The 19,613-nt window shown below is 68.1% G+C and carries 15 protein-coding genes; 5 read left to right on the top strand and 10 right to left on the bottom strand.

All coding sequences use genetic code 11. The features are described from left to right. Window positions 1–109: 109 nt before the first annotated feature. The 6 genes from fdhF to B1790_RS23440 form a co-directional block, all read right to left on the bottom strand. Window positions 110–2,935: a formate dehydrogenase subunit alpha gene (fdhF, locus tag B1790_RS23465; RefSeq protein WP_079925686.1), complete on the bottom strand. Its 2,826-nt coding sequence runs from the start codon at window positions 2,933–2,935 to the stop codon at window positions 110–112. Further along, the gene (locus B1790_RS23460) at window positions 2,932–4,539 is read right to left on the bottom strand and encodes an NADH-quinone oxidoreductase subunit NuoF (RefSeq protein WP_233165282.1); all 1,608 of its coding nucleotides are present in this window, start codon (window positions 4,537–4,539) and stop codon (window positions 2,932–2,934) included. Before B1790_RS23460 ends, fdhF begins: the two co-directional genes overlap by 4 nt. Then, complete coding sequence (locus B1790_RS23455; RefSeq protein WP_079925685.1) at window positions 4,536–5,024, bottom strand: formate dehydrogenase subunit gamma; 489 nt, start codon at window positions 5,022–5,024, stop codon at window positions 4,536–4,538. The genes B1790_RS23460 and B1790_RS23455 overlap by 4 nt, the downstream gene beginning before the upstream one ends. Before the next feature lie 71 nt (window positions 5,025–5,095). Next, window positions 5,096–6,352, bottom strand: coding sequence for a formyl-CoA transferase (gene frc, locus B1790_RS23450; protein WP_079925684.1), 1,257 nt, complete (start codon window positions 6,350–6,352; stop codon window positions 5,096–5,098). A gap of 61 nt (window positions 6,353–6,413) precedes the next feature. Continuing rightward, entirely contained in the window at window positions 6,414–8,129 is a 1,716-nt protein-coding gene (oxc, locus tag B1790_RS23445) for an oxalyl-CoA decarboxylase (RefSeq protein ID WP_369832415.1), read from the bottom strand. Between the two features lie 165 nt (window positions 8,130–8,294). Beyond that, entirely contained in the window at window positions 8,295–9,233 is a 939-nt protein-coding gene (locus tag B1790_RS23440; protein WP_079925683.1) for a LysR family transcriptional regulator, read from the bottom strand. A gap of 106 nt (window positions 9,234–9,339) precedes the next feature. On the opposite strand from B1790_RS23440, the gene B1790_RS23435 reads away from it, so the two are divergent. Continuing rightward, window positions 9,340–9,894 carry a PAS domain S-box protein gene (locus B1790_RS23435; protein WP_079925682.1) on the top strand — a complete coding sequence of 185 codons (555 nt, stop codon included), beginning with the start codon at window positions 9,340–9,342 and terminating at the stop codon, window positions 9,892–9,894. Here the strand turns inward: B1790_RS23435 and pyk are convergent. Then, window positions 9,880–11,304 (bottom strand): pyruvate kinase, encoded by a 1,425-nt coding sequence (pyk, locus tag B1790_RS23430; RefSeq protein WP_079925692.1) that lies wholly within the window; start codon window positions 11,302–11,304, stop codon window positions 9,880–9,882. The genes B1790_RS23435 and pyk overlap by 15 nt on opposite strands. 11 nt (window positions 11,305–11,315) lie before the next feature. Continuing rightward, the gene (locus B1790_RS23425; protein WP_079925681.1) at window positions 11,316–12,341 is read right to left on the bottom strand and encodes a 2-dehydropantoate 2-reductase; all 1,026 of its coding nucleotides are present in this window, start codon (window positions 12,339–12,341) and stop codon (window positions 11,316–11,318) included. Between the two features lie 207 nt (window positions 12,342–12,548). Between B1790_RS23425 and B1790_RS23420 the strand changes: the two genes are divergently transcribed. Genes B1790_RS23420 through thiC form a run of 4 tightly spaced genes read left to right on the top strand, consistent with a single transcriptional unit; the run spans window position 12,549 to window position 16,910 of the window. Next, entirely contained in the window at window positions 12,549–13,625 is a 1,077-nt protein-coding gene (locus B1790_RS23420) for a Re/Si-specific NAD(P)(+) transhydrogenase subunit alpha (RefSeq protein WP_079925680.1), read from the top strand. A gap of 2 nt (window positions 13,626–13,627) precedes the next feature. Further along, a complete protein-coding gene (locus B1790_RS23415; protein ID WP_079925679.1) occupies window positions 13,628–13,951 on the top strand; it encodes an NAD(P) transhydrogenase subunit alpha in 324 nt (107 codons plus the stop codon). After that, complete coding sequence (locus B1790_RS23410) at window positions 13,948–15,381, top strand: NAD(P)(+) transhydrogenase (Re/Si-specific) subunit beta (RefSeq protein ID WP_079925678.1); 1,434 nt, start codon at window positions 13,948–13,950, stop codon at window positions 15,379–15,381. Before B1790_RS23415 ends, B1790_RS23410 begins: the two co-directional genes overlap by 4 nt. A 47-nt stretch (window positions 15,382–15,428) precedes the next feature. Then, the gene (gene thiC / locus B1790_RS23405) at window positions 15,429–16,910 is read left to right on the top strand and encodes a phosphomethylpyrimidine synthase (RefSeq protein ID WP_079925691.1); all 1,482 of its coding nucleotides are present in this window, start codon (window positions 15,429–15,431) and stop codon (window positions 16,908–16,910) included. A 47-nt stretch (window positions 16,911–16,957) separates the two neighbouring features. Here thiC and B1790_RS23400 read toward each other — a convergent pair whose 3' ends face one another. Next, complete coding sequence (locus tag B1790_RS23400; protein WP_233165281.1) at window positions 16,958–18,106, bottom strand: FAD-dependent oxidoreductase; 1,149 nt, start codon at window positions 18,104–18,106, stop codon at window positions 16,958–16,960. Between the two features lie 26 nt (window positions 18,107–18,132). Next, entirely contained in the window at window positions 18,133–19,608 is a 1,476-nt protein-coding gene (locus B1790_RS23395; protein ID WP_079925677.1) for a gamma-aminobutyraldehyde dehydrogenase, read from the bottom strand. Window positions 19,609–19,613: the final 5 nt, after the last annotated feature.

Genomic DNA, 19,613 nt, shown 5'->3' with positions numbered 1-19,613 from the left:
ACCGGCGAGCGCGCTCGCCGCATCGTCGTCGGACAGGTACGACAGGTTGGCGAGGATGTCGTTGACCAGCCTCACCTCGGTGAACTCCGAACTGGACATCAGATCACCCTCAATCCACGAGTTCTGCTGCAGCGCTGATCAATTCAGCGGCACCGGCCGCATCGGTGGACACCACCGACCGCGCCAGGGAGACCTGGACCGCCGTCACCTTGTATTCCGGGCAGTTGGTCGCCCAGTCGGAGTTCTCCGTGGTGAGGACGTTCGTCCCCGAGATCGGATGGTGGAAGGTGGTGTAGACCACGCCCGTCGGCATGCGCTCGGAGAGCTTCGCGTGCAGGGCGGTCTCACCCACCCGACTGGTCAGCGTCACGCGGGAACCGTCGAGGATTCCTCGCACTTCGGCGTCGTGGGGATGAATTTCCAGGACGTCCTCGGCGTGCCAGGCCACGTTGGCAGTGCGGCGGGTCTGCGCACCGACGTTGTACTGACTGAGGATTCGGCCCGTGGTCAAGACCAACGGGTACTTGCGGGTGCTGCGCTCGCTGGTCGGCACGAACGGAGTCGGCACGAATCGGCCGAGGCCCCTCGTGAAGGACTCCGCGTGCATGATCGGCGTACCAAGCGGCGCCTGCTCGTCGCACGGCCACTGGATGCTGCCGACCCGGTCGAGCTTGTCGAACGACACCCCGGCGAACGTCGGTGTCACGGCTGCGATTTCGTCCATGATCTCCGAGGGATGGTCATAGTGCATGGGATAGCCCATGGCGGTGGCAATCTCGCAGACGATCGCCCATTCGTGCTTTCCGTTCTTGGGCTTCATCACCGACCGAACGCGATTGATGCGCCGCTCGGCATTGGTGAAGGTGCCGTCCTTCTCCAGGAACGACGCCCCTGGCAGGAAGACGTGGGCGAACTTCGACGTCTCGTTGAGGAACAGGTCCTGCACGACGACGAGATCCATCGCCCCCAGCGCGGCCGACACGTGGTGAAAGTTCGGATCGGACTGCGCGATGTCCTCACCGTGGACGAACAACGCGCGGAACGTGCCCTCCAGCGCGGAGTCGAACATGTTGGGGATTCGCAGTCCCGGCTCGGCCTGCAGCGTCGTCCCCCACAGGTCCTCGAAGATCTTGCGGGCGGCGTCGTCGGACACGTGCCGGTAGCCCGTGAGTTCGTGTGGGAAGGAACCCATGTCGCACGAACCCTGGACGTTGTTCTGGCCACGCAGCGGGTTGACGCCGACGCCGTCGCGGCCGATGTTGCCGCACGCCATGGCGAGATTGGCCATCCCCATCACCATCGTGGAGCCCTGGCTGTGCTCGGTGACGCCAAGACCGTAGTAGATCGCGCCGTTGCCACCGGTCGCGTACAGCCGTGCAGCGGCGCGCACCTCGGCGGCGGGCACGCCGGTGATGGCTTCGACGGCCTCCGGGCTGTGCTCCTCGCCTGCGATGAACCGCGCCCAGTCGTCGAAGCCTTCGCACCGCGCCGCGACGAAGTCCTGGTCGACGAGACCCTCGGTGACCACGACGTGCGCCATCGCGTTGACGATGGCCACGTTGGTGCCCGGCTGCAGTTGCAGGTGATGGTCGGCGGCGATGTGTGGTGAGCGCACCAGGTCGATGCGCCGTGGGTCGGCCACGATCAGGCGGGCACCCTGACGCAGCCGCTGCTTCATGCGGGAGGCGAACACGGGGTGGCCGTCGGTCGGGTTCGCGCCGATGACCATGATGACGTCGGCGCTGGCGACCGACTTGAAGTCCTGCGTGCCGGCCGACTCCCCGAAGGTCTGCTTGAGCCCGTATCCGGTCGGCGAGTGGCACACCCGCGCGCACGTGTCGACGTTGTTGTTGCCGAACGCCGCGCGCACCATCTTTTGCACGACGTAGACCTCTTCGTTCGTGCAGCGCGACGAGGTGATCGCGCCGATCGACCCCGGCCCGTGGTTGCGTTTCACCTCGAGCATCCCGCGCGCGACGGCGTCGATGGCCTCGTCCCACTCGACCTCCCGCCAGGGATCGGTGATCCTTTCCCTCAGCATGGGTTTGAGGGCCCGGTCGGGGTGCGAGGCGTAGCCGAAGGCGAACCGCCCCTTGACGCAGGAGTGGCCGTCGTTGGCGCCGCCGTCCTTCAGCGGCACCATCCGGACGACCTCGTCGCCCCGCAGTTCGGCCTTGAAGGAGCAGCCCACTCCGCAGTACGCGCACGTGGTCGTCACAGAACGGGTCGGCACGCCCAGCTCGACCACCGACTTCTCCTGCAGGGTCGACGTCGGGCAGGCCTGCACGCAGGCACCGCACGACACACACTCGGAGTCCATGAACGTCTCGCCCGCCCCCGGGGAGACCTTCGAGGCGAATCCGCGGCCCTCGATGGTCAGCGCGAACGTCCCCTGGATCTCGCCGCAGGCCCGCACGCATCTCGAGCAGGAGATGCACTTGGACGGGTCGAAGTCGAAGTACGGGTTGCTGTGGTCGATCTCGGCATCACCGTGATTCGCGCCGTCCTGCCCGTAGCGCACCTGGCGCAGACCGACGACGCCTGCCATGTCCTGCAGCTCGCAGTCACCGTTGGCCGGACACGTCAGGCAGTCCAGCGGGTGATCCGAGATGTAGAGCTCCATGACGCTCTCGCGCAGCTTCGCGACCTTCGGGGTCTGCGTGTGCACGACCATGCCGTCGGCGACCGGGGTGGTGCACGACGCGGGCGTCCCCCGCCGGCCGTCGATCTCGACCAGGCAGAGTCGGCAGGAGCCGAACGCGTCGAGAGAGTCGGTGGCGCACAGCTTCGGCACGTCGATTCCCGCGATGGCGGCCGCCCGCATCACCGAGGTCCCCTCCGGCACCAGCACCCGATGGCCGTCGACCTCGACGCCGACCGTCGCAGGTCCGTCCAATGCCGGCGTGCCGAAGTCACGTTCGGTGTTCAAGCTCATGTCGTGTCCGTCCGTTGGGCCGTGCTCAGCGGTAGTGGCCGCCGAGGTTGGATCCTCGGTTCGAGGAAGTCACCGGCGAAGTGCGCGAGCGCGCTCCGCACCGGCAGTGGGGTGAGACCGCCCATGGCGCACAGGGAGCCGTCGGTCATGACCTCACAGAGGTCTTCGAGCAGCGCCAGATTCTCGTCGGGGTTCTCGCCCGCCACGATGCGGTCGATCACCTCGACCCCGCGCGTCGAGCCGATCCGGCACGGGGTGCACTTGCCGCACGACTCCGCCGCGCAGAACTCCATCGCGAACCGCGCCTGCGCCGCCATGTCGACGGTGTCGTCGAAGACGACCACACCGCCGTGTCCGACCATCGCACCGGCGGCAGCGAATTCCTCGTAGTCCATCCGAAGGCCGAAGTCCGACGGCGGAACGTAGGCGCCGAGCGGGCCGCCGACCTGGACGGCGCGCACGGGACGCCCCGTGCGCGTGCCGCCGCCGTAGTGCTCGACCAACTCGCCGAGGGTGACGCCGAAGGCCTTCTCGACGACACCGCCGCGGCGGATGTTGCCGCCGAGTTGGAATACTTGTGTACCCCTTGACCGTTCGACGCCAAGGCTCTGGAACGCCGCGGCCCCGTCGGCGAGGATCGCGGGCACGCTGGTCAACGTGAGGACGTTGTTGACCAACGTCGGTTGACCGAACAGTCCGTGGATGGCGGGGATCGGCGGCTTTGCGCGGACCTCGCCGCGCTTGCCCTCGAGGCTCTCCAGCATGGAGGTTTCCTCGCCGCAGATGTAGGCGCCGCCGCCAACCCGCACCTGAAGCGAGAAGTTCAGCGAGGTGCCGAGCACGCCGTCACCGAGCCAGCCGTGCCAGGTGGCGATCTCGATCGCGGCGCGCATCGTGGCGACCGCGGCGGGATACTCCGACCGGATGTAGACGAAGCCCTCCGTCGCGCCGACGGCGTGGGCGGCGATCGCCATGCCCTCGATGAGCAGGAACGGATCGCCCTCCATCACCATCCGGTCGGCGAATGTGCCGCTGTCACCTTCGTCGGCGTTGCAGCACACGAACTTCAGCGCCTCGTCGCAGCCGAGGACGGTCTTCCACTTGATCCCGGCCGGGAAGCCCGCGCCGCCGCGGCCGCGTAGACCGGAGGCGGTCATCTCCTCGACGACCTCGTCGGGGGTCATCTCCAGCGCCCGGCGGAGGCCACGGAGGCCGCCGTGCGTGACGAAGTCCTCGGGCGACAGCGGGTCGACGACGCCGACGCGGGCGAAGGTGAGTCTGTCCTGGCTGGTCATCCACGGGAGGTCGTCGACGACGCCGACGCGCGTTGGATGCTCACCGCCACTGAACAAACCCGCGTCGACCAAGCCGTCGACGTCGGCCGCCTCGACGGGCCCGTATCCGATCCGGCCCTCGGGCGTGACCACCTCGATCAGCGGTTCCAGCCAGAGCATCCCGCGAGTTCCGTTGCGCACCAGATGCACCGGCTGTCCGACGCGGGCACCCGCCCTGAGCACGGCCTCGGCGACCTCGTCGGCGCCGACCGACCTGGCTGCCGAGTCACCGGGCACGTACACCGTCACCGACGGCGTCACCGGGCTCACGAGGCCATCGCCGAGTCGATGAGATCGGTCAACTTCGCAGCGTCGACGCGGCCGTGCAGCCGGGCGCCAACCTGCACCGTGGGACCCAGCGCGCAGTTGCCGAGGCAGAACACCTGATCCACCGTCAAGGCACCGTCGCTGCGGGTCTCACCCAGTTCCATTCCGTAGCGGTCGCGCACGTGGTCGACCAGTCGACTGCTGCCGACGGCCTGACACGCCTCCGCGCGGCAAATCTTGACCGTCGTGCGCCCCGCCGGCTCGGCGCGGAAGTCGTGATAGAAGCTGACGACGCCGTGGACGTCGGCGCGCGAGAGGTTGAGTCGTTCGGCGAGCACCGGAACCGCCTCGCGGGGAACACATCCCAGCGCTTCCTGGATCGCGTGCAAGATGGGGAGCAGAGCGCCACGCTGCCCTTCCAGGGCCGCGACGGTGTCGGTGACCACCTCGGCGACGGTGCGGCCGGGCTGCGGTTCGGTCGTGGTCATGCGTGCTCCCAAACGTGTGAGGGGACGGAACGGGATTGCCGCCCCGAATCCGGGGCGGCAATCCTGCGCTCCTAGACGACGATCTTCTTGCGGTGGAACTCCTCGATCGCGTCGGCGTCGTAGCCCAACTGGGTCAACACCTCGTCGGTGTGCTCGCCGAGCAGCGGGGCACCCACGATCTCGGGCTTGAACGACGAGAACTTGATCGGGCTGCCGACGGTGAGGAAGGTGCCGCGGCCCTTCTGGTCCACCTCGACGATGCTTCCGCTCTTGCGCAGCGTCTGGTCGTTGGCGAGGTCCTTCATGGACATCACCGGCGCACACGGCACCTCCCACGCGCGCAGCACGTCGACCGCCTCCCACTTGGTCTTGTCCGCCAGCCACTTCTCGATCTCGCCGAAGATCTCGAAGATCTTGTCCTGGCGGGCACGGGCCGTGCTGTAGCCCTCGTCTTCGACCCATTCCGGGTGCCCGATGGCCTCGGCAGTGCGCTTCCAGTTCTGCTCCTGGATGGTGAAGTAGATGTAGGCGTTGGGGTCGGTCTCCCAGCCCTTGCACTTGACCACCCAGCCGGGCTGGCCGCCGCCGCCTGCGTTGCCGCCGCGAGGTACGGCGTCACTGAACTCACCGTTCGGGTACTGCGGGTACTCCTCGAGGTAGCCAACGGCTTCCAGCCGCTGCTGGTCACGGAGCTTGACCCGGCACAGGTTGAGCACCGAATCCTGCATCGACGCCGAGACCTTCTGCCCCTCGCCGGTCTTGTCGCGCTGGATGATCGCGGCCAAGATGCCGATGAGCAGATGCATGCCGGTGTTGCTGTCACCGAGGGCGGCGCCGCTGACCGTCGGCGGGCCGTCCCAGAAGCCGGTGGTCGACGCAGCACCGCCGGCACACTGGGCGACGTTCTCGTAGACCTTGAGATCGGTGTACGAGGAGTCGTCGTTGAAGCCCTTGACCGAGCCGAAGATCAGGCGTGGGTTCCACTCCTGCAGCTTGTCCCAGGACAGGCCCATCCGGTCCATCGCACCGGGGGCGAAGTTCTCGACCAGCACGTCGGCGCCGCGAACCAGCTTCTCCATCACCTCGAGGCCCTCGGGTGACTTCGTGTCGATCGCCAGCGAACGCTTGTTGCTGTTCAGCATGGTGAAGTACAGGGCGTCCACGTCGGGGATGTCGCGCAACTGATTTCGCGTGACGTCACCTCCGGCGGGTCGTTCGACCTTCAGGACGTCGGCGCCAAACCAGGCCAGCATCTGGGTGCAGGCCGGGCCGGCCTGCACGCCGGTGAAGTCGATCACCTTGATCCCTGCGAGGGGTAGTTCAGTCATGAGACGGTTCCTTTCATCGTGGTGTCCTCGGTTGTGCAGTTCTGTTGGTCGTGCGCGTTGCTCACTTGCCGCTGATGCCCTTGGGATTCAGGTGGGCGATGTTGCCGCTCTCGGTGCCGTCGGAGGGATCGATGACACAGTCGATGAGGGCGGGCCTGCCCGAGGCGAGTGCCTCCCGCAGTGCGGTCTCCACCTCTTCGGGTGTCGTGGCGTGATATCCCTTGCCGCCGAACGCCTTGATCATGTATTCGTGTTGGGCCCGCAAGGCCGTCGGCGCGGGATCGGACGTGGTCGACGGATCGTCGCCCCGGTAGACGCCGCCGTTGTTGAGGATGACCGTCACGATCGGCAGGTTGTAGCGGCAGATCACCTCGAGCTCCATGCCGCTGAAGCCGAAGGCGCTGTCACCCTCGATCGCGACGACCGGCTCACCGCTCTCCACCGCGGCCGCGATGGCGTAACCCATGCCGATGCCCATGACGCCCCACGTCCCGCTGTCAAGCCGATGGCGTGGCACCTGCATGCCAATGGTGTTGCGCGCCAGGTCGAGTGCGTTCGCGCCCTCGTTGACGACGTACACGTGCGGGTTGTCCGCCAGCACGTCGCGGATCGACTGCAGGGCGCCGAGGAACTTCATGGGGTGGGCGGTGAGGGCGGCCTCGAGGCGGCCTGCCATCTTGGCCACGTTCTGCGCCGATTTGGTGGTCAGCTCGTCACGCCACGTCGGCGTCACGCTGATCTGGCCGGGCTTGCTGCGTTCCAGCAGCATGTCGACCACCGACGCGATGTCGCCGACCAACGGCGCCGCGATGGGCTGATTGCTGTCCATCTCCGATGCCGAGATGTCGACCTGGATGAACTTGGCGTCGGCGTTCCACTGCGGTGAATCGCCATGTCCCAGCAGCCAGTTGAGCCGGGCTCCCACCAGCAGCACCACGTCGGCCCGCTTCAGCGCCACCGAGCGGGCGGTCGCCGCGGACTGCGGGTGGTCGTCGGGCAGCAGGCCCTTGGCCATCGACATCGGCACGTACGGGATGCCCGTGCTCTCGACGAACTCGCGGATCTGCTCGTCGGCCTGGGCGTACGCGGCACCCTTGCCGAGCACGATCAGCGGCCGTTCCGCTCCGGCGAGCAGCGAGATGGCCGCGTCGACTGCGTCGACGCCTGGCAGCTGCTTGGGTGCGAGGTCGACGACCTTCCACAGCGTCTTCGCCGCTTCTTGGGCGTCGAGCACCTCACCGAGGACTGCGGCCGGGATGTCCAGGTAGACACCACCGGGGCGGCCGGACGCCGCGGTGCGCAGGGCACGGGCGATGCCGCGGCCGACGTCCTCGGCACGGGACACCCGAAAGGCCGCCTTCGCGAAGAGCCGTGCGGCGGCGAGCTGGTCCATCTCCTCGTAGTCGCCGCGCTGGAGGTCGACCAGGTGACGCTCGCTGGATCCGGAGATCTGGACCATCGGGAAGCAGTTGGTGGTGGCGTTGGCGAGTCCGACGAGGCCGTTGAGGAAGCCGGGCGCCGACACGGTCAGACAGATGCCTGGCTTCTGTGTGAGGAAGCCGGCTGCGGCCGCCGCGTGCGCCGCGTCGCTCTCGTGCCGGAAGCCGATGTAGCGAAGGCCGGACGCCTGGGCCAACCGGGCCAGGTCGGTGATCGGGATACCGACGACTCCGTAGATGGTGTGGACGTCGTTGAGCTTGAGGGCGTCGACGACCAAGTGGATCCCGTCGGTGAGTGCGACCGGCTCGTCGGTACTCGCTACCTCCGCGTCTCGCATGGGAGCGAGGGTCATGATGTGGACCTTCCTGGCGATGGGTGTTTTCCGTTACGTGTCAATACCTTTCACCGCGCCGAGACCGGCGTCCAAGACCTGTCGTCAACCGGCCGATAAACGCCGGTTATCACGACGCGCGCGGTCGACGGCGATCGTCTTGGCACGGTGTCAGGGCCGGCTCAGCCCGGCGACGAGTTCGCGACGCTCCAGACCGAAGGTCTCGTCGAGCCGCGCGCCCGCGATGACGTTGACGAACGCCCGAGCGGCCACCGAGCCGGACCCGGCATGGATGGCGATCGAAATCTGGGCGGTGGCTTCGGGCTCGACGAGCCGGACGGCGCGCGCCGCGCCCGTGGCGGGGATGGCGCGCAGCCACGTGTGGGGCACCACGCTGGCCCAGGCGCCGGTGGCGACGTGGGCGTACAGGGATGCGACGGAGTCGGTTTCGACCTGCGGTGCGGCGACCACACCGTTGGCAGCGAAGGCCTTGTCGATGAACTGGCGAAACCTCATGTGCGGCATCAGGAGTGCCAGCGGGAGCTGCGCAGCCTCGGCCCAGGTGATGGTGTCGTGCCCGGGCGCCAGGTGGTCACCGGAGACCAGGAGCACGTACCGCTCCTGGTACAGCGGCACCACCTCGAGGCCCGACCGGTCGTCGGGGCCGAAGTGGGCGATGGCGGCGTCGAGTTCGAAGTCCCGCAGTTGTCGCAGCAGGTCGGTGGAGGACAACCGCGAACAGATGGTCACCTTGGCCAGCGGGTGCAACCCACAGAACGTGGCCACCGGCTGTGCCGTCGTCGTCGACACGGTGGGTCCGGTGCCAAGGCGCAACGTGCCGGAGATGCCGGTGCGCATCGCCGCGGCCTCTGCCTTGAGGCCGTCGTGCTCGGCCAGGAGGCGCTTGGCCCAGACGACCAGCCGCTCGCCCTCCAGCGTGAGGCCCTCGAAGTTCTGACCTCGGTGAATCAGGGTGACGTTGAGCTCGCGCTCGAGCTTGGCGATCGCGGTGGAGAGCGCCGGCTGCGAGACGTAGCAGGCCTCGGCGGCCCTCGCGAAGTGCCGCTCCCGGGCCACCGTCACGAAGTACTCCAGCTGGCGCAACAGCACTGGCGCTCCCTTGCTACCTCTTCGGCGTGATTGAACTGTGTATGCAGTATGCGTTATTCTGTAGCCCGATGCAACGAATTCGGGCAACACCGACGAAGGGGACCCCGTGAGCGAGAGCAGCAGCACCGTCGACCAGGCCTGGCTCGCAAGTGCGGTGGTGGCCGACTCCCCAGAGGCCATCGTGGTGACCGACCCGCAGGGGCGGATCGACCTGTGGAATGCCGGCGCTGCCAAGATGTTCGGGTATTCGGCAGAGGATGCTCTCGGCGCCAGCCTCGACCTGATCATCCCCGTCAAACTGCGCGACCGGCACTGGCGGGGCTACGAGCACACCATGGAAACCGGTGTCACGAAGTACGGTGACACGCTGCTGGGGGTACCGGCCACCCACCAGGACGGCCGTCAGCTCTCCATCGAGTTCAGCGTGGCCCTCCTGCGCGACGACGCGGGCACCATCGTCGGGATCGCGGCCGTCATGCGTGAGGTGAGCGAGCGTCGGGCGACCGAGAAGGCGTTGCGCGCCAAGCTCGCCGAGGCCGAGCGGACCGTGACGGCCTTGGGCGCCAAGGTAGCCGACCTGACCAACCGCATGACACGTCCGACGATGTCCGTGCAGGGCTGGTCGGAACAGCCCTGCACGACAACGTCATTCGACGCGTAGCACGCGCACCGAGTCGGTGTAGCCAGCCACGCCGCTTCGACTGCCGGAGACCACGACGACGACGTCACCGGAATGGCACACGCCCATGCCGATGAGCGCCCTGCTCACCTCGCCGGGCATCGACTCCGCCACGGCCGACGGAGCGAGCACGGCCGAGGTGATGCCCCAGGAAAATGCCATTCTGGTGCGCACCTCGTCGTCATGGGCGAACGCCAGCAACGGAAGCGGCGACCGCTGCCGCGCCAGGCGCAGGGCGGTGTCACCCGTCCGAGTGAAACAGCACAGGGCCGCCGCCCCAAGGCGCCGCCCGACCTCACAGGCGGCAACGGCGATGGCGTCGCCGAAGACGGCGTCCCCGGTGGCCTCGAACTGACCCTCCGCGACGTCACCACGGCCGACGCCACTCTCGGCGGCCTCGACGATGCGCGCCATGGTCGCCACGGCGTGCGCGGGATGGACGCCGACGCTGGTCTCGGCCGAGAGCATCACCGCGTCCGCGCCGTCGAAGACCGCGTTGGCCACGTCGGACACCTCGGCGCGGGTGGGGCGACGGTCGGAGATCATCGAGTCGAGCATCTGGGTCGCGACGATCACGGGTTTGGCCGCCTGGCGGCACAGGGCGATCGCCCTCCGTTGGACCAGCGGGATCTGCTCGAGCGGCATCTCGACCCCGAGATCGCCCCTGGCGACCATCAGGCCGTCGAACGCCTCGACGATCCCCGCCAGGTCCGACACCGCCTCGGGCTTCTCCAGCTTGGCGATCACCGGCACCCGGCGGCCGACCTCGTCCATGATGGCGTGGGCGAGCTTGACTTCCTCGGGCGCTCGCACGAACGACATCGCCACCATGTCCGCGCCGAGCTCGATGGCAAACTTGAGATCCTCGATGTCCTTGTCCGACAACGGCGGAACGCTGACGTCGACGCCGGGCAGCGAGATGCCCTTGTGATCGCTGACCGGCCCACCGTCGAGCACCTCGCAGGCGATGTCGGGACCGTCGACTCCCACGACGAGCAGATCCACCTTGCCGTCGTCGACGAGCAGGCGGTCCCCGGCCCGCACGTCACCGGACAGTCCCGCGTAGGTCGTCGACACCCGGTCGTGATCGCCGCGGCAGGACTCGGTGGTGATCACCACGCGCTCTCCCGTCGCCCACGTCACCGGACCGTCGGCGAAGCAGCCGAGCCGGATCTTGGGGCCCTGAAGGTCCGCAAGTACGCCGACCACGCGGCCGCGCTCGGTCGCAATCTCGCGCACCATGTCGTAGAGCGCCGAGTGCTCCGCGCGGGTGCTGTGGCTGAAGTTCAGTCGGGCCACGTCCATCCCGGCGTCGACGAGTTCGGTCAGCACCGCCCGGGTCGCGGTGGCCGGACCCAGCGTGCAGACGATCTTTGCGCGACGGTTGGTCATCTTCTTCTCCCTCACTGCAGAACCGGCTGAGTTGCCAGCTCTGGGGTGTTCTCGACCACCGGCGCATCCGGCACGCAGGTGCGTGCCAGCAGGTCGGTGGCGGCATGGATGGTGCGCAGCGTCGGAGCGGCGGCACCCGTCAGGTCGGCCATTTCCACGACCGCGGTGACGATGGCGTCGAGTTCCAGCGGCTTGCCCGCCTCGAGGTCTTGCAGCATCGAGGTCTTGTGGTGGCCGACGTTCTCGGCGCCCCGCAGTCGCTTCTCGATCGAGATGTCTGGCGTGGCACCGACTCTCGCGGCGATGTCGAGCGTCTCCTCCATCAGCTGCACGACGATCTGCCTGGTGCGTGGGTTCTGGCAGATCTCGACCATCGTGGCCCTGGTCAACGCGCTCAACGGGTTGAACGCGACGTTGCCCATCAGCTTGATCCAGATGTCGCTGCGCAGGTCGGCCTCGACGGGGGCCTTCAAGCCGCCGGCGACCATGGCGTCACTCAACGCCTGGCAGCGTGCCGAAATCTCCCCCGACGGCTCGCCGATGGAGAACCGGGTGCCCTCCAGGTGCCGGATCACCCCTGGCGCCTCGATGGTGGTGGCGGGGTACACCACGCAGCCGATCGCCCGCTCGGGCGAGAACACCGCGGTGGTGGCTCCACCAGGGTCGACGGCCTCGACGCGGCGGCCTCGATACGGCCCGGCCAGTTCGTGGAAGTACCACCACGGAATGCCGTTCTGCGCCGCCAGCACCGCAGTGTGCTCTCCAAGAAGGGGATTCACCAACGGCCCGCTGGACGGATAACCGTGCGCCTTGAGGCCGAGGAAGACGTAGTCCACCGGTCCGATGTCGCGAGGGTCGTCGGTCGCGTGCGGGTAGGCCACGAAGTCGCCTCGGTCGCTGAGCACCCGTACCCCGTTGGTGCGCATGGCCTGAAGATGCGCGTTGCGCGCGATCAGATGGACTTCGGCTCCGCCGCGTTGCATGGCGGCGCCCCAGTAGGCGCCGATTGCTCCGGCGCCGACGACTGCAATCCTCACGGGACTCCTTAAATCGTATGGTGTATGCATCTGCCCGTCCGTAGAAATCAAATCCCGTGCTCCGGACGGCCACGCACTCGTACCGATCAATAGTTGCATACAATATGCAGTTGGCCTAGCCTGTTTTTCGACCCGGCTCGTCGCAGCCGTCTACGCCGTCGACCGTTGCCTGGAGCGCCAGGACCACCGTCGGGCAAGAGGAGGATCATGACGCTGATCGGAGTTCCGCGGGAATCGGCCGAGGGTGAGCGCCGCGTCGCGCTCGTGCCCAAGGTGGTCGAGCGGCTGTGTGCCAGCGGTCTCGAGGTCGTCGTGGAGAGCGGTGCCGGGGCGGGAGCCCTGATCGACGACGAGCACTACCTGAATGCCGGAGCGACGATCGGTGACGCCTGGCCCGCCGACGTCGTCGTGAAGGTCAACCCGCCGAACTCCGACGAGGTGACCCGGCTCAAGCCCGGATCGGTGCTGATCGGCTTCCTCGCCCCCCGCACCCGACCCGAACTCGCCGACGAGCTTCGCCTCGCCGACGTCACAGCCTTTGCACTGGAGGCGATTCCGCGCATCTCGCGGGCCCAGGCGATGGACGCGCTGTCCTCGCAGGGCAACGTGGCCGGCTACAAGGCGGTGGTGCTCGCGGCGTCGTTGTCGACGCGGTTCTTCCCGATGCTGACCACCGCTGCGGGCACGGTGAAGCCGACCAGCGCGCTGATCCTCGGTGTCGGGGTGGCGGGGCTGCAGGCGTTGGCGACCGCCAAGCGTCTCGGTGCCAAGACCACCGGTTACGACGTGCGCCCCGAGGTGGCCGACCAGGTCCGCTCGGTTGGCGCGCAGTGGCTCGACCTCGGGATCGACGCGGCGGGTGAGGGCGGGTACGCCCGCGAGTTGACCGAATCCGAGCGCGCCCAACAACAGACGGCGCTGGAACGGGCGATCACCAAGTTCGACGTTGTCATCACGACCGCCCTGGTGCCCGGAAGGCCGGCTCCGCGCCTCGTCACCGCCGCCGCGGTCGAGGGCATGAAGGCGGGCAGCGTCGTGGTGGACCTCGCCGGGGAGACCGGCGGCAACTGCGAGCTCACCGAACCCGGGCAGACGGTAGTCAGGCACGGCGTGACGATCGCCTCGCCGCTGAACCTGCCCGCCACCATGCCCGAGCACGCCAGCGAGCTGTACGCCAAGAACGTCACCTCTCTGCTGGACCTCTTGATCACCGACGGCGCACTCGCGCCGGACTTCGACGACGAGGTCATCGCGGCCTCCTGCATCACCCGGGAGGTGTCGTAAACATGTACGACCAACTATTGGCCAACCTCGCGATCCTGGTGCTCGCCGGGTTCGTGGGATTCGCCGTCATCTCCAAGGTGCCCAACACCTTGCACACGCCGCTGATGTCTGGCACCAACGCCATTCACGGCATCGTGGTGCTCGGCGCGCTGATCGTGCTCGGCGAACTGCCCGCCGACGCGGGTTGGGGAGTGCGGCTCATCGCATTCGTCGCGCTGATCTTCGGCACCCTTAACGTGATCGGCGGCTTCCTCGTCACCGATCGGATGCTGAGCATGTTCAAGGGCCGCAAGCCCGAAGCCGAGAAGGCAGGGGCCGAGCGGTGAACTACCTCGTCAACAGTCTCTACATCGTCGCGTTCGGGCTCTTCATCCTCGGCCTGTCCGGGCTGACCGGTCCCAAGACCGCGGTGCGCGGCAACCTCATCGCCGCGGCAGGCATGGCACTCGCCGTCGTCGCGACGCTGATCAAGGTGCGCGACACCGCCTCGATCAACTGGATCCTCATCGCCGCCGGGTTGATCATCGGGGTGGTGCTCGGGGTCCCGCCCGCCAAGAAGACCAAGATGACCGCGATGCCGCAGCTCGTCGCGCTGTTCAACGGCGTCGGCGGTGGCACCGTCGCCCTCATCGCCTGGGCGGAGTTCATCGAGACCGACGGATTCGGACACTTCGCCCCCGACCAGTCCCCCACCATCGCACTGGTGATCGGCTCACTGTTCGCGGCGATCATCGGCTCGGTGTCGTTCTGGGGGTCGCTCGTCGCGTTCCTGAAACTGCAGGAGTCGATCCCCAAGAACGTCGAGAAGGCACTCGTCCGCTCCGCCAAGCTGTTTCAGGCCTCCAACGCTGTGCTGCTGCTCGCCGCGGTCGCCATGGCGGTGTACATCGGCGTGCACGCCGGCACGGGCAACCCCGGTTGGTCGATCGTCGTCGTGCTGGTGCTCGCCGGAATCATGGGCTTGTTCGTGGTGTTCCCGATCGGTGGCGCAGACATGCCGGTCGTCATCTCATTGCTCAACGCGATGACCGGATTGTCAGCCGCAGCAGCGGGTTTGGCGCTGAACAACACTGCGATGATCGTGGCGGGCATGATCGTCGGCGCCTCGGGTTCGATCCTGACCAACCTGATGGCGGTGGCGATGAACCGGTCGATCCCGGCGATCGTCTTCGGCTCCTTCGGAGCGGGCGGCGATGCGGCCACCGCGGTCGCAGGGGAACAGGGCACCGCCAAGTCGACCTCGGCAGCCGACGCGGCGATCCAGATGGCCTACGCCAACCAGGTCATCGTGGTGCCCGGCTACGGGCTGGCCGTCGCCCAGGCCCAGCACGCCGTCAAGGACATGGCCTCGATCCTGGAGTCCAAGGGCGTCGAGGTGAAGTACGCCATCCACCCCGTCGCCGGCCGCATGCCGGGACACATGAACGTGCTCCTGGCCGAGGCCGACGTCGAATACGACGCGATGAAGGAGATGGACGACGTCAACGGCGAATTCGGCCGCACCGACGTCACTCTCGTCATCGGCGCCAACGACGTCACCAACCCGGCGGCCAGAAACGACCCAAGCTCCCCCATCCACGGCATGCCGATCCTCAACGTCGACCAGTCGCGCTCGGTCATCGTGCTCAAGCGTTCGATGAGCTCGGGGTACGCGGGCATCGAGAACCCGCTGTTCTTCCTCGGCCACACCTCCATGCTCTTCGGCGACGCGAAGAAGTCGGTCAACGCCGTGACCGAGGAACTCAAGGCCCTGTGAGCACGGCCGCCCACCGGCTGCCCGGCAGCGGCTCGGCCGACGATCCCATGGCGACGTCCGCAGTGACGACCGGTCCGATCGCGGGCAGCGCGAAGGGCTATCTCGACCTGGCCGACGTTCGAGGCGGCCGCGTGCCGTACCGCCGGGTGCCGCTCGCCGACGGGCGGCACGTGGATCTCTACGACAGCTCGGGGCCCTACACCGATCCCGACGCGGTGCTCGACGTCGACCGCGGACTGCCACCGCGGCCCGGCGTGACCGGCGGTCTCGGCACGCAACTTCAGCGTGCGAGGGACGGCGTCGTCACCGCCGAGATGGCGTTCGTCGCGGCGCGAGAGGGACTGCGGCCCAGGCTGGTTCGCGACGAGATCGCCGCGGGCCGGGCCGTCATCCCGGCCAACCACCGGCACCCCGAGAGCGAACCGATGATCATCGGCAGGGCGTTCCGGGTGAAGGTCACCGCCAACGTCGGAACGTCGAACCTGGCCTCGGACGACTGCACCCTCGAGGACATGGTGTGGTCCATCAGGTGGGGTGCCGACACCGTCGTGGACCTGTCCACCGGCCGGGACGGGGATCGCATTCTGCGCAACGCGCCCGTCCCCGTCGGTACGGTGCCGCTGCACCAGACGCTGGAGACGGTGCACGGCGATCCGGCCGCGCTGACGTGGGAAGCCTTCCGCGACACCGTCGTCGAACAGGCCGAACGCGGCGTGGACTTCATGACCGTGCACGCCGGTGTGCGGCTGGAGCACGTGCCGCTCACCGCGGGCCGCGTCGCGGGGATCGTCAGCCGCGGCGGCGCGATCATGGCGGCGTGGTGCCTGAGGCGTCGGACCGAGTCCTTCCTGTACACGCACTTCGACGAACTCTGCGACATCATGGCTCACTACGACGTGACGTTGGCCCTCGGCGCCGGCCTGCAACCGGGTTCGATCGCCGATGCCGACGACGCCGCCCAATTCGCCGAGCTCCGCACCATCGGAGGCCTGGCGAAGACGGCGAAGGCCCGCGGGGTGCAGGTGATGGTCGAGGGGCCGGGCCACCTTCCGCTGCACGTGATCGCGGACAACGTGCGCCTGTTGGACCAGTTGTCCCACGGTGCCCCGTCCTACGCCTACGGTCCGCTGACCACCGACGTCGCGCCGGGCCACGACCACATCGCCTCGGCGATCGGAGCCGCGGTCACCGCCCAGGCGGGGACCGCGATGCTGTGCTGCGTCAGCCCGAAGGAGCACCTGGGGGTCCCCGACCGGGCGGGTCTCAAGGAAGCCGTCATCGCCCACAAGATCGCCGCCCACGCCGCGGATCTCGCGAAGGGGCACGCCCAGACCCAGCAGCGCGACGACGCCCTCTCACGGGCGCGCTTCGAGTTCCACTGGTACGACCAGTTCGCGCTGTCGGTGGACCCCGACACCGCCCGCAGGGCCTACGAAGTGTCGAACTCCGTCGGACCCGCCAAGCTCGCCCACTTCTACTCGTTGCGAATCAGCAACGCACTCGGGCACATTGGCGAGCAGTCGACGTAGCGCCGTCAACGCTTGCCGTTGGTGATCGGGTCGAACCGGTTCGCCACCTAGTGCCTGCCCATCACGTGCGGACCCCGCCTCACCGGCACCCCGCTGACGAAGCGCTCCAGCGACAGTGCCGCCACGTCGTCGTCGGGCGCGTCCCCCTCGGCGAGATCGGCCAGGACCTCGCCCATCAGCGCCGAGTACTTGAATCCCTCGCCGGAGTCGCCGCACGCGAACACCACGCCCTCGGGCAGACGGTCGACCACGAAGCTGCCGTCGGGTGAGTCGGTCCAGACGCACACCTGCTCGTCGACCACCGTCGACGGGACCGATGCCAGGCCCTCACATACGAAGTCGCGAATGGCCTTGGTGCGAGCCGGGTCTGGCACTCGATTTTCGTCGGACCGCTGGTAGTCGCGAAGCGGTGTGTCGAGGCCGATCTTGTAGCCGCGGCCGGGCGTCGGCATTCCGTAGACGCCGGGCCGGCGATCGGTCGGCCCGTCGAACAGGCCGGGAAGTGCATCGCTCGAGTGGGGGTCGGCCGCATCGCCGAAGTGCACCACCTGCTCGAGATACGGGTGCAGGTCCACGTCCACGCCGACCCGGCTGAGCAGGGTGGCCGCACCGGGGCCTGGCGCGAGCACCACGACGTCGGCATCGACGAATCGGCCGTCCGAGAAGGAGATCCGGACGCCGGGCGTGCGGGCGTCGACGTCGACGACATCGTGGCCGAACAGCGTTGCGCCACCACGTTCTTGGAACAGCAGCAGCTGAGCGCGCAGCGACGTCTCGGCGAGCACGACCCCTGCCGCCGGTTGCCACACCGCGTCGCGACCGTCGGGCCGCAGTCCGGGAAAGAACCGTCCGACGTCCTCAGCCGTCACCTCGGTGTGCTGGACGTCCTGCGCCGCGAGCGTCCCCAGAAGCGCAGGCAGCGACACGTCGTCGCGCCACACCAGCCCTCGGGTGAGGAACACCTCGGTGTTCGCGCGCTCGGCGAGCCGTCGCATTGCCTCCAATCCGCGACGGGCAAGCCGCACCCGCGCCGGATTGGGGTCGGCGAGTCGCCACAGCCGCGTCGGACCCACCGACGACGACAGCGTGTTGAACGGACCGTGCCGGTCGACGAGCGTGACGTCGTGCCCGCGCCGAGCCATCTCCGCGGCCGCAGGCAAACCCCATGCGCCCGCGCCGACCACGATGCACTTCACTGCTCGAACCGACCCGAGACCAACGATCAGCGCTTCGTGAAGATGATTCTGTGCCAATCCTTTTCGGCCTTGGCGGTGATGTCGCTCATCACGTGCTTGATGGTGAGGTACTCCTCGAAGGAGTAGTCGCTCATGTCCTTGCCGAAGCCGGACGCGCCGACGCCGCCGTGCGGCATCTCGCTGATGATCGGAATGTGGTCGTTGATCCACACGCAGCCGGCCTGGATCTCGCGCGACGCCCGCTGGGCGCGGTAGACGTCGCGGGTCCACGCCGACGCCGCCAGCCCGTACTCGGTGTCGTTGGCCTGCCGAATGCCGTCGTCGTCGTCGGTGAACGGTCGCGCGACCAGGACGGGGCCGAAGATCTCGCTGCGGTACACCTCCGACCGCTCGTCGACGTCGGCGATGAGGGTGGGCCGATAGAACGACCCCGGCAGGTCGGGCGCGCTACCGCCGGTGACGATGCGGCCGCCCTCCGACGTCGCACGCTCGACGATGGCGGCGACCTTCGCCCGGTGCGCCTGGGTGATCAGCGGCCCGAGGTCGGTGTCGGGATCATGCGGATCGCCGACGACGATCTTGCTCATCACTTCGCCGACGCCGGCGACGAAGTCGTCGTAGAGGTCGCGCGCGACGATGGCCCGCGTCGCCGCCGTGCAGTCCTGCCCGGTGTTGATGAGCGACGCGGCGACGGCGCCGTGGATGGCGGCGTCGAGGTCGGCGTCGTCGAACACCAGGAACGGCGCCTTGCCACCGAGCTCGAGTTGGGTGCGGTGCCCGTGCTGGGCGGCAGCCGCCATCACCTTGCGCCCAACGGCCGTCGAGCCGGTGAACGTCACCAGGTCGACGTCACGATGCCCGGCCAACGCCGTGCCGACGTCGTTGCCCGCACCGGTGAGGACGTTGAGCACGCCGTCGGGCAGGCCCGCCTCACTGGCGAGCCGCGCCAGCGTCAACGTGGTCAGCGGCGTCACCTCGGCGGGCTTGATGACCACCGAACAACCGGCGGCCAACGCCGGAATCACCTTCCACACCGCCATCTGCAGCGGATAGTTCCACGGCGTGATCGTGCCGACGACACCGATGGCATCGCGGCGGATGCTCGAGGTGTGGTCGGCGGAGTACTCGGCCGTCGCCTTGCCATCGAGGTGCCGCGCCGCTCCCGCGAAGAAGTCGATGTTGTCCACGCTGCCCGGCACGTCGAAGTCGGTGGCCAGCCTAACCGGTTTGCCGGTCTGACTGACCTCTTCGGCGATCAGCTCGTCGGAGTGCTCGCCTGCAAGACGGGCCAGCGTGGCGAGGACTGCCGACCGTTCGGCTGGGGTCGCAGTCGCCCATCCTGGGAGCGCCGCCCGCGCCGAGGCCACCGCGACGTCGACGTCGTCCGGTGTCGCCAGAGCGCAGTCGGCAACGACGTTCCCAGTCGCCGGGTCGACGATCTGATGCGCCGCGCCGCGGGTGGTCACCTCGGCACCGTCAATCCAGCTGCTCGCGAAGGTCATGCTTT

It is taken from the genome of Mycobacterium sp. AT1 (assembly GCF_002043095.1).
GTDB lineage: Bacteria > Actinomycetota > Actinomycetes > Mycobacteriales > Mycobacteriaceae > Mycobacterium.
This window is presented reverse-complemented; position numbering and strand designations above follow the sequence as displayed.

Bases quoted from the DNA above. Each gene is read 5' to 3' on its own strand.
- B1790_RS23455 (WP_079925685.1), bottom strand. From the start codon at position 5,024: ATGACCACGACCGAACCGCAGCCCGGCCGCACCGTCGCCGAGGTGGTC.
- pyk (WP_079925692.1), bottom strand. From the start codon at position 11,304: ATGACCAACCGTCGCGCAAAGATCGTCTGCACGCTGGGTCCGGCCACC.
- oxc (WP_369832415.1), bottom strand. From the start codon at position 8,129: ATGCGAGACGCGGAGGTAGCGAGTACCGACGAGCCGGTCGCACTCACC.
- B1790_RS23420 (WP_079925680.1), top strand. From the start codon at position 12,549: ATGACGCTGATCGGAGTTCCGCGGGAATCGGCCGAGGGTGAGCGCCGC.
- frc (WP_079925684.1), bottom strand. From the start codon at position 6,352: ATGACTGAACTACCCCTCGCAGGGATCAAGGTGATCGACTTCACCGGC.
- thiC (WP_079925691.1), top strand. From the start codon at position 15,429: ATGGCGACGTCCGCAGTGACGACCGGTCCGATCGCGGGCAGCGCGAAG.
- B1790_RS23415 (WP_079925679.1), top strand. From the start codon at position 13,628: ATGTACGACCAACTATTGGCCAACCTCGCGATCCTGGTGCTCGCCGGG.
- B1790_RS23395 (WP_079925677.1), bottom strand. From the start codon at position 19,608: ATGACCTTCGCGAGCAGCTGGATTGACGGTGCCGAGGTGACCACCCGC.
- fdhF (WP_079925686.1), bottom strand. From the start codon at position 2,935: ATGAGCTTGAACACCGAACGTGACTTCGGCACGCCGGCATTGGACGGA.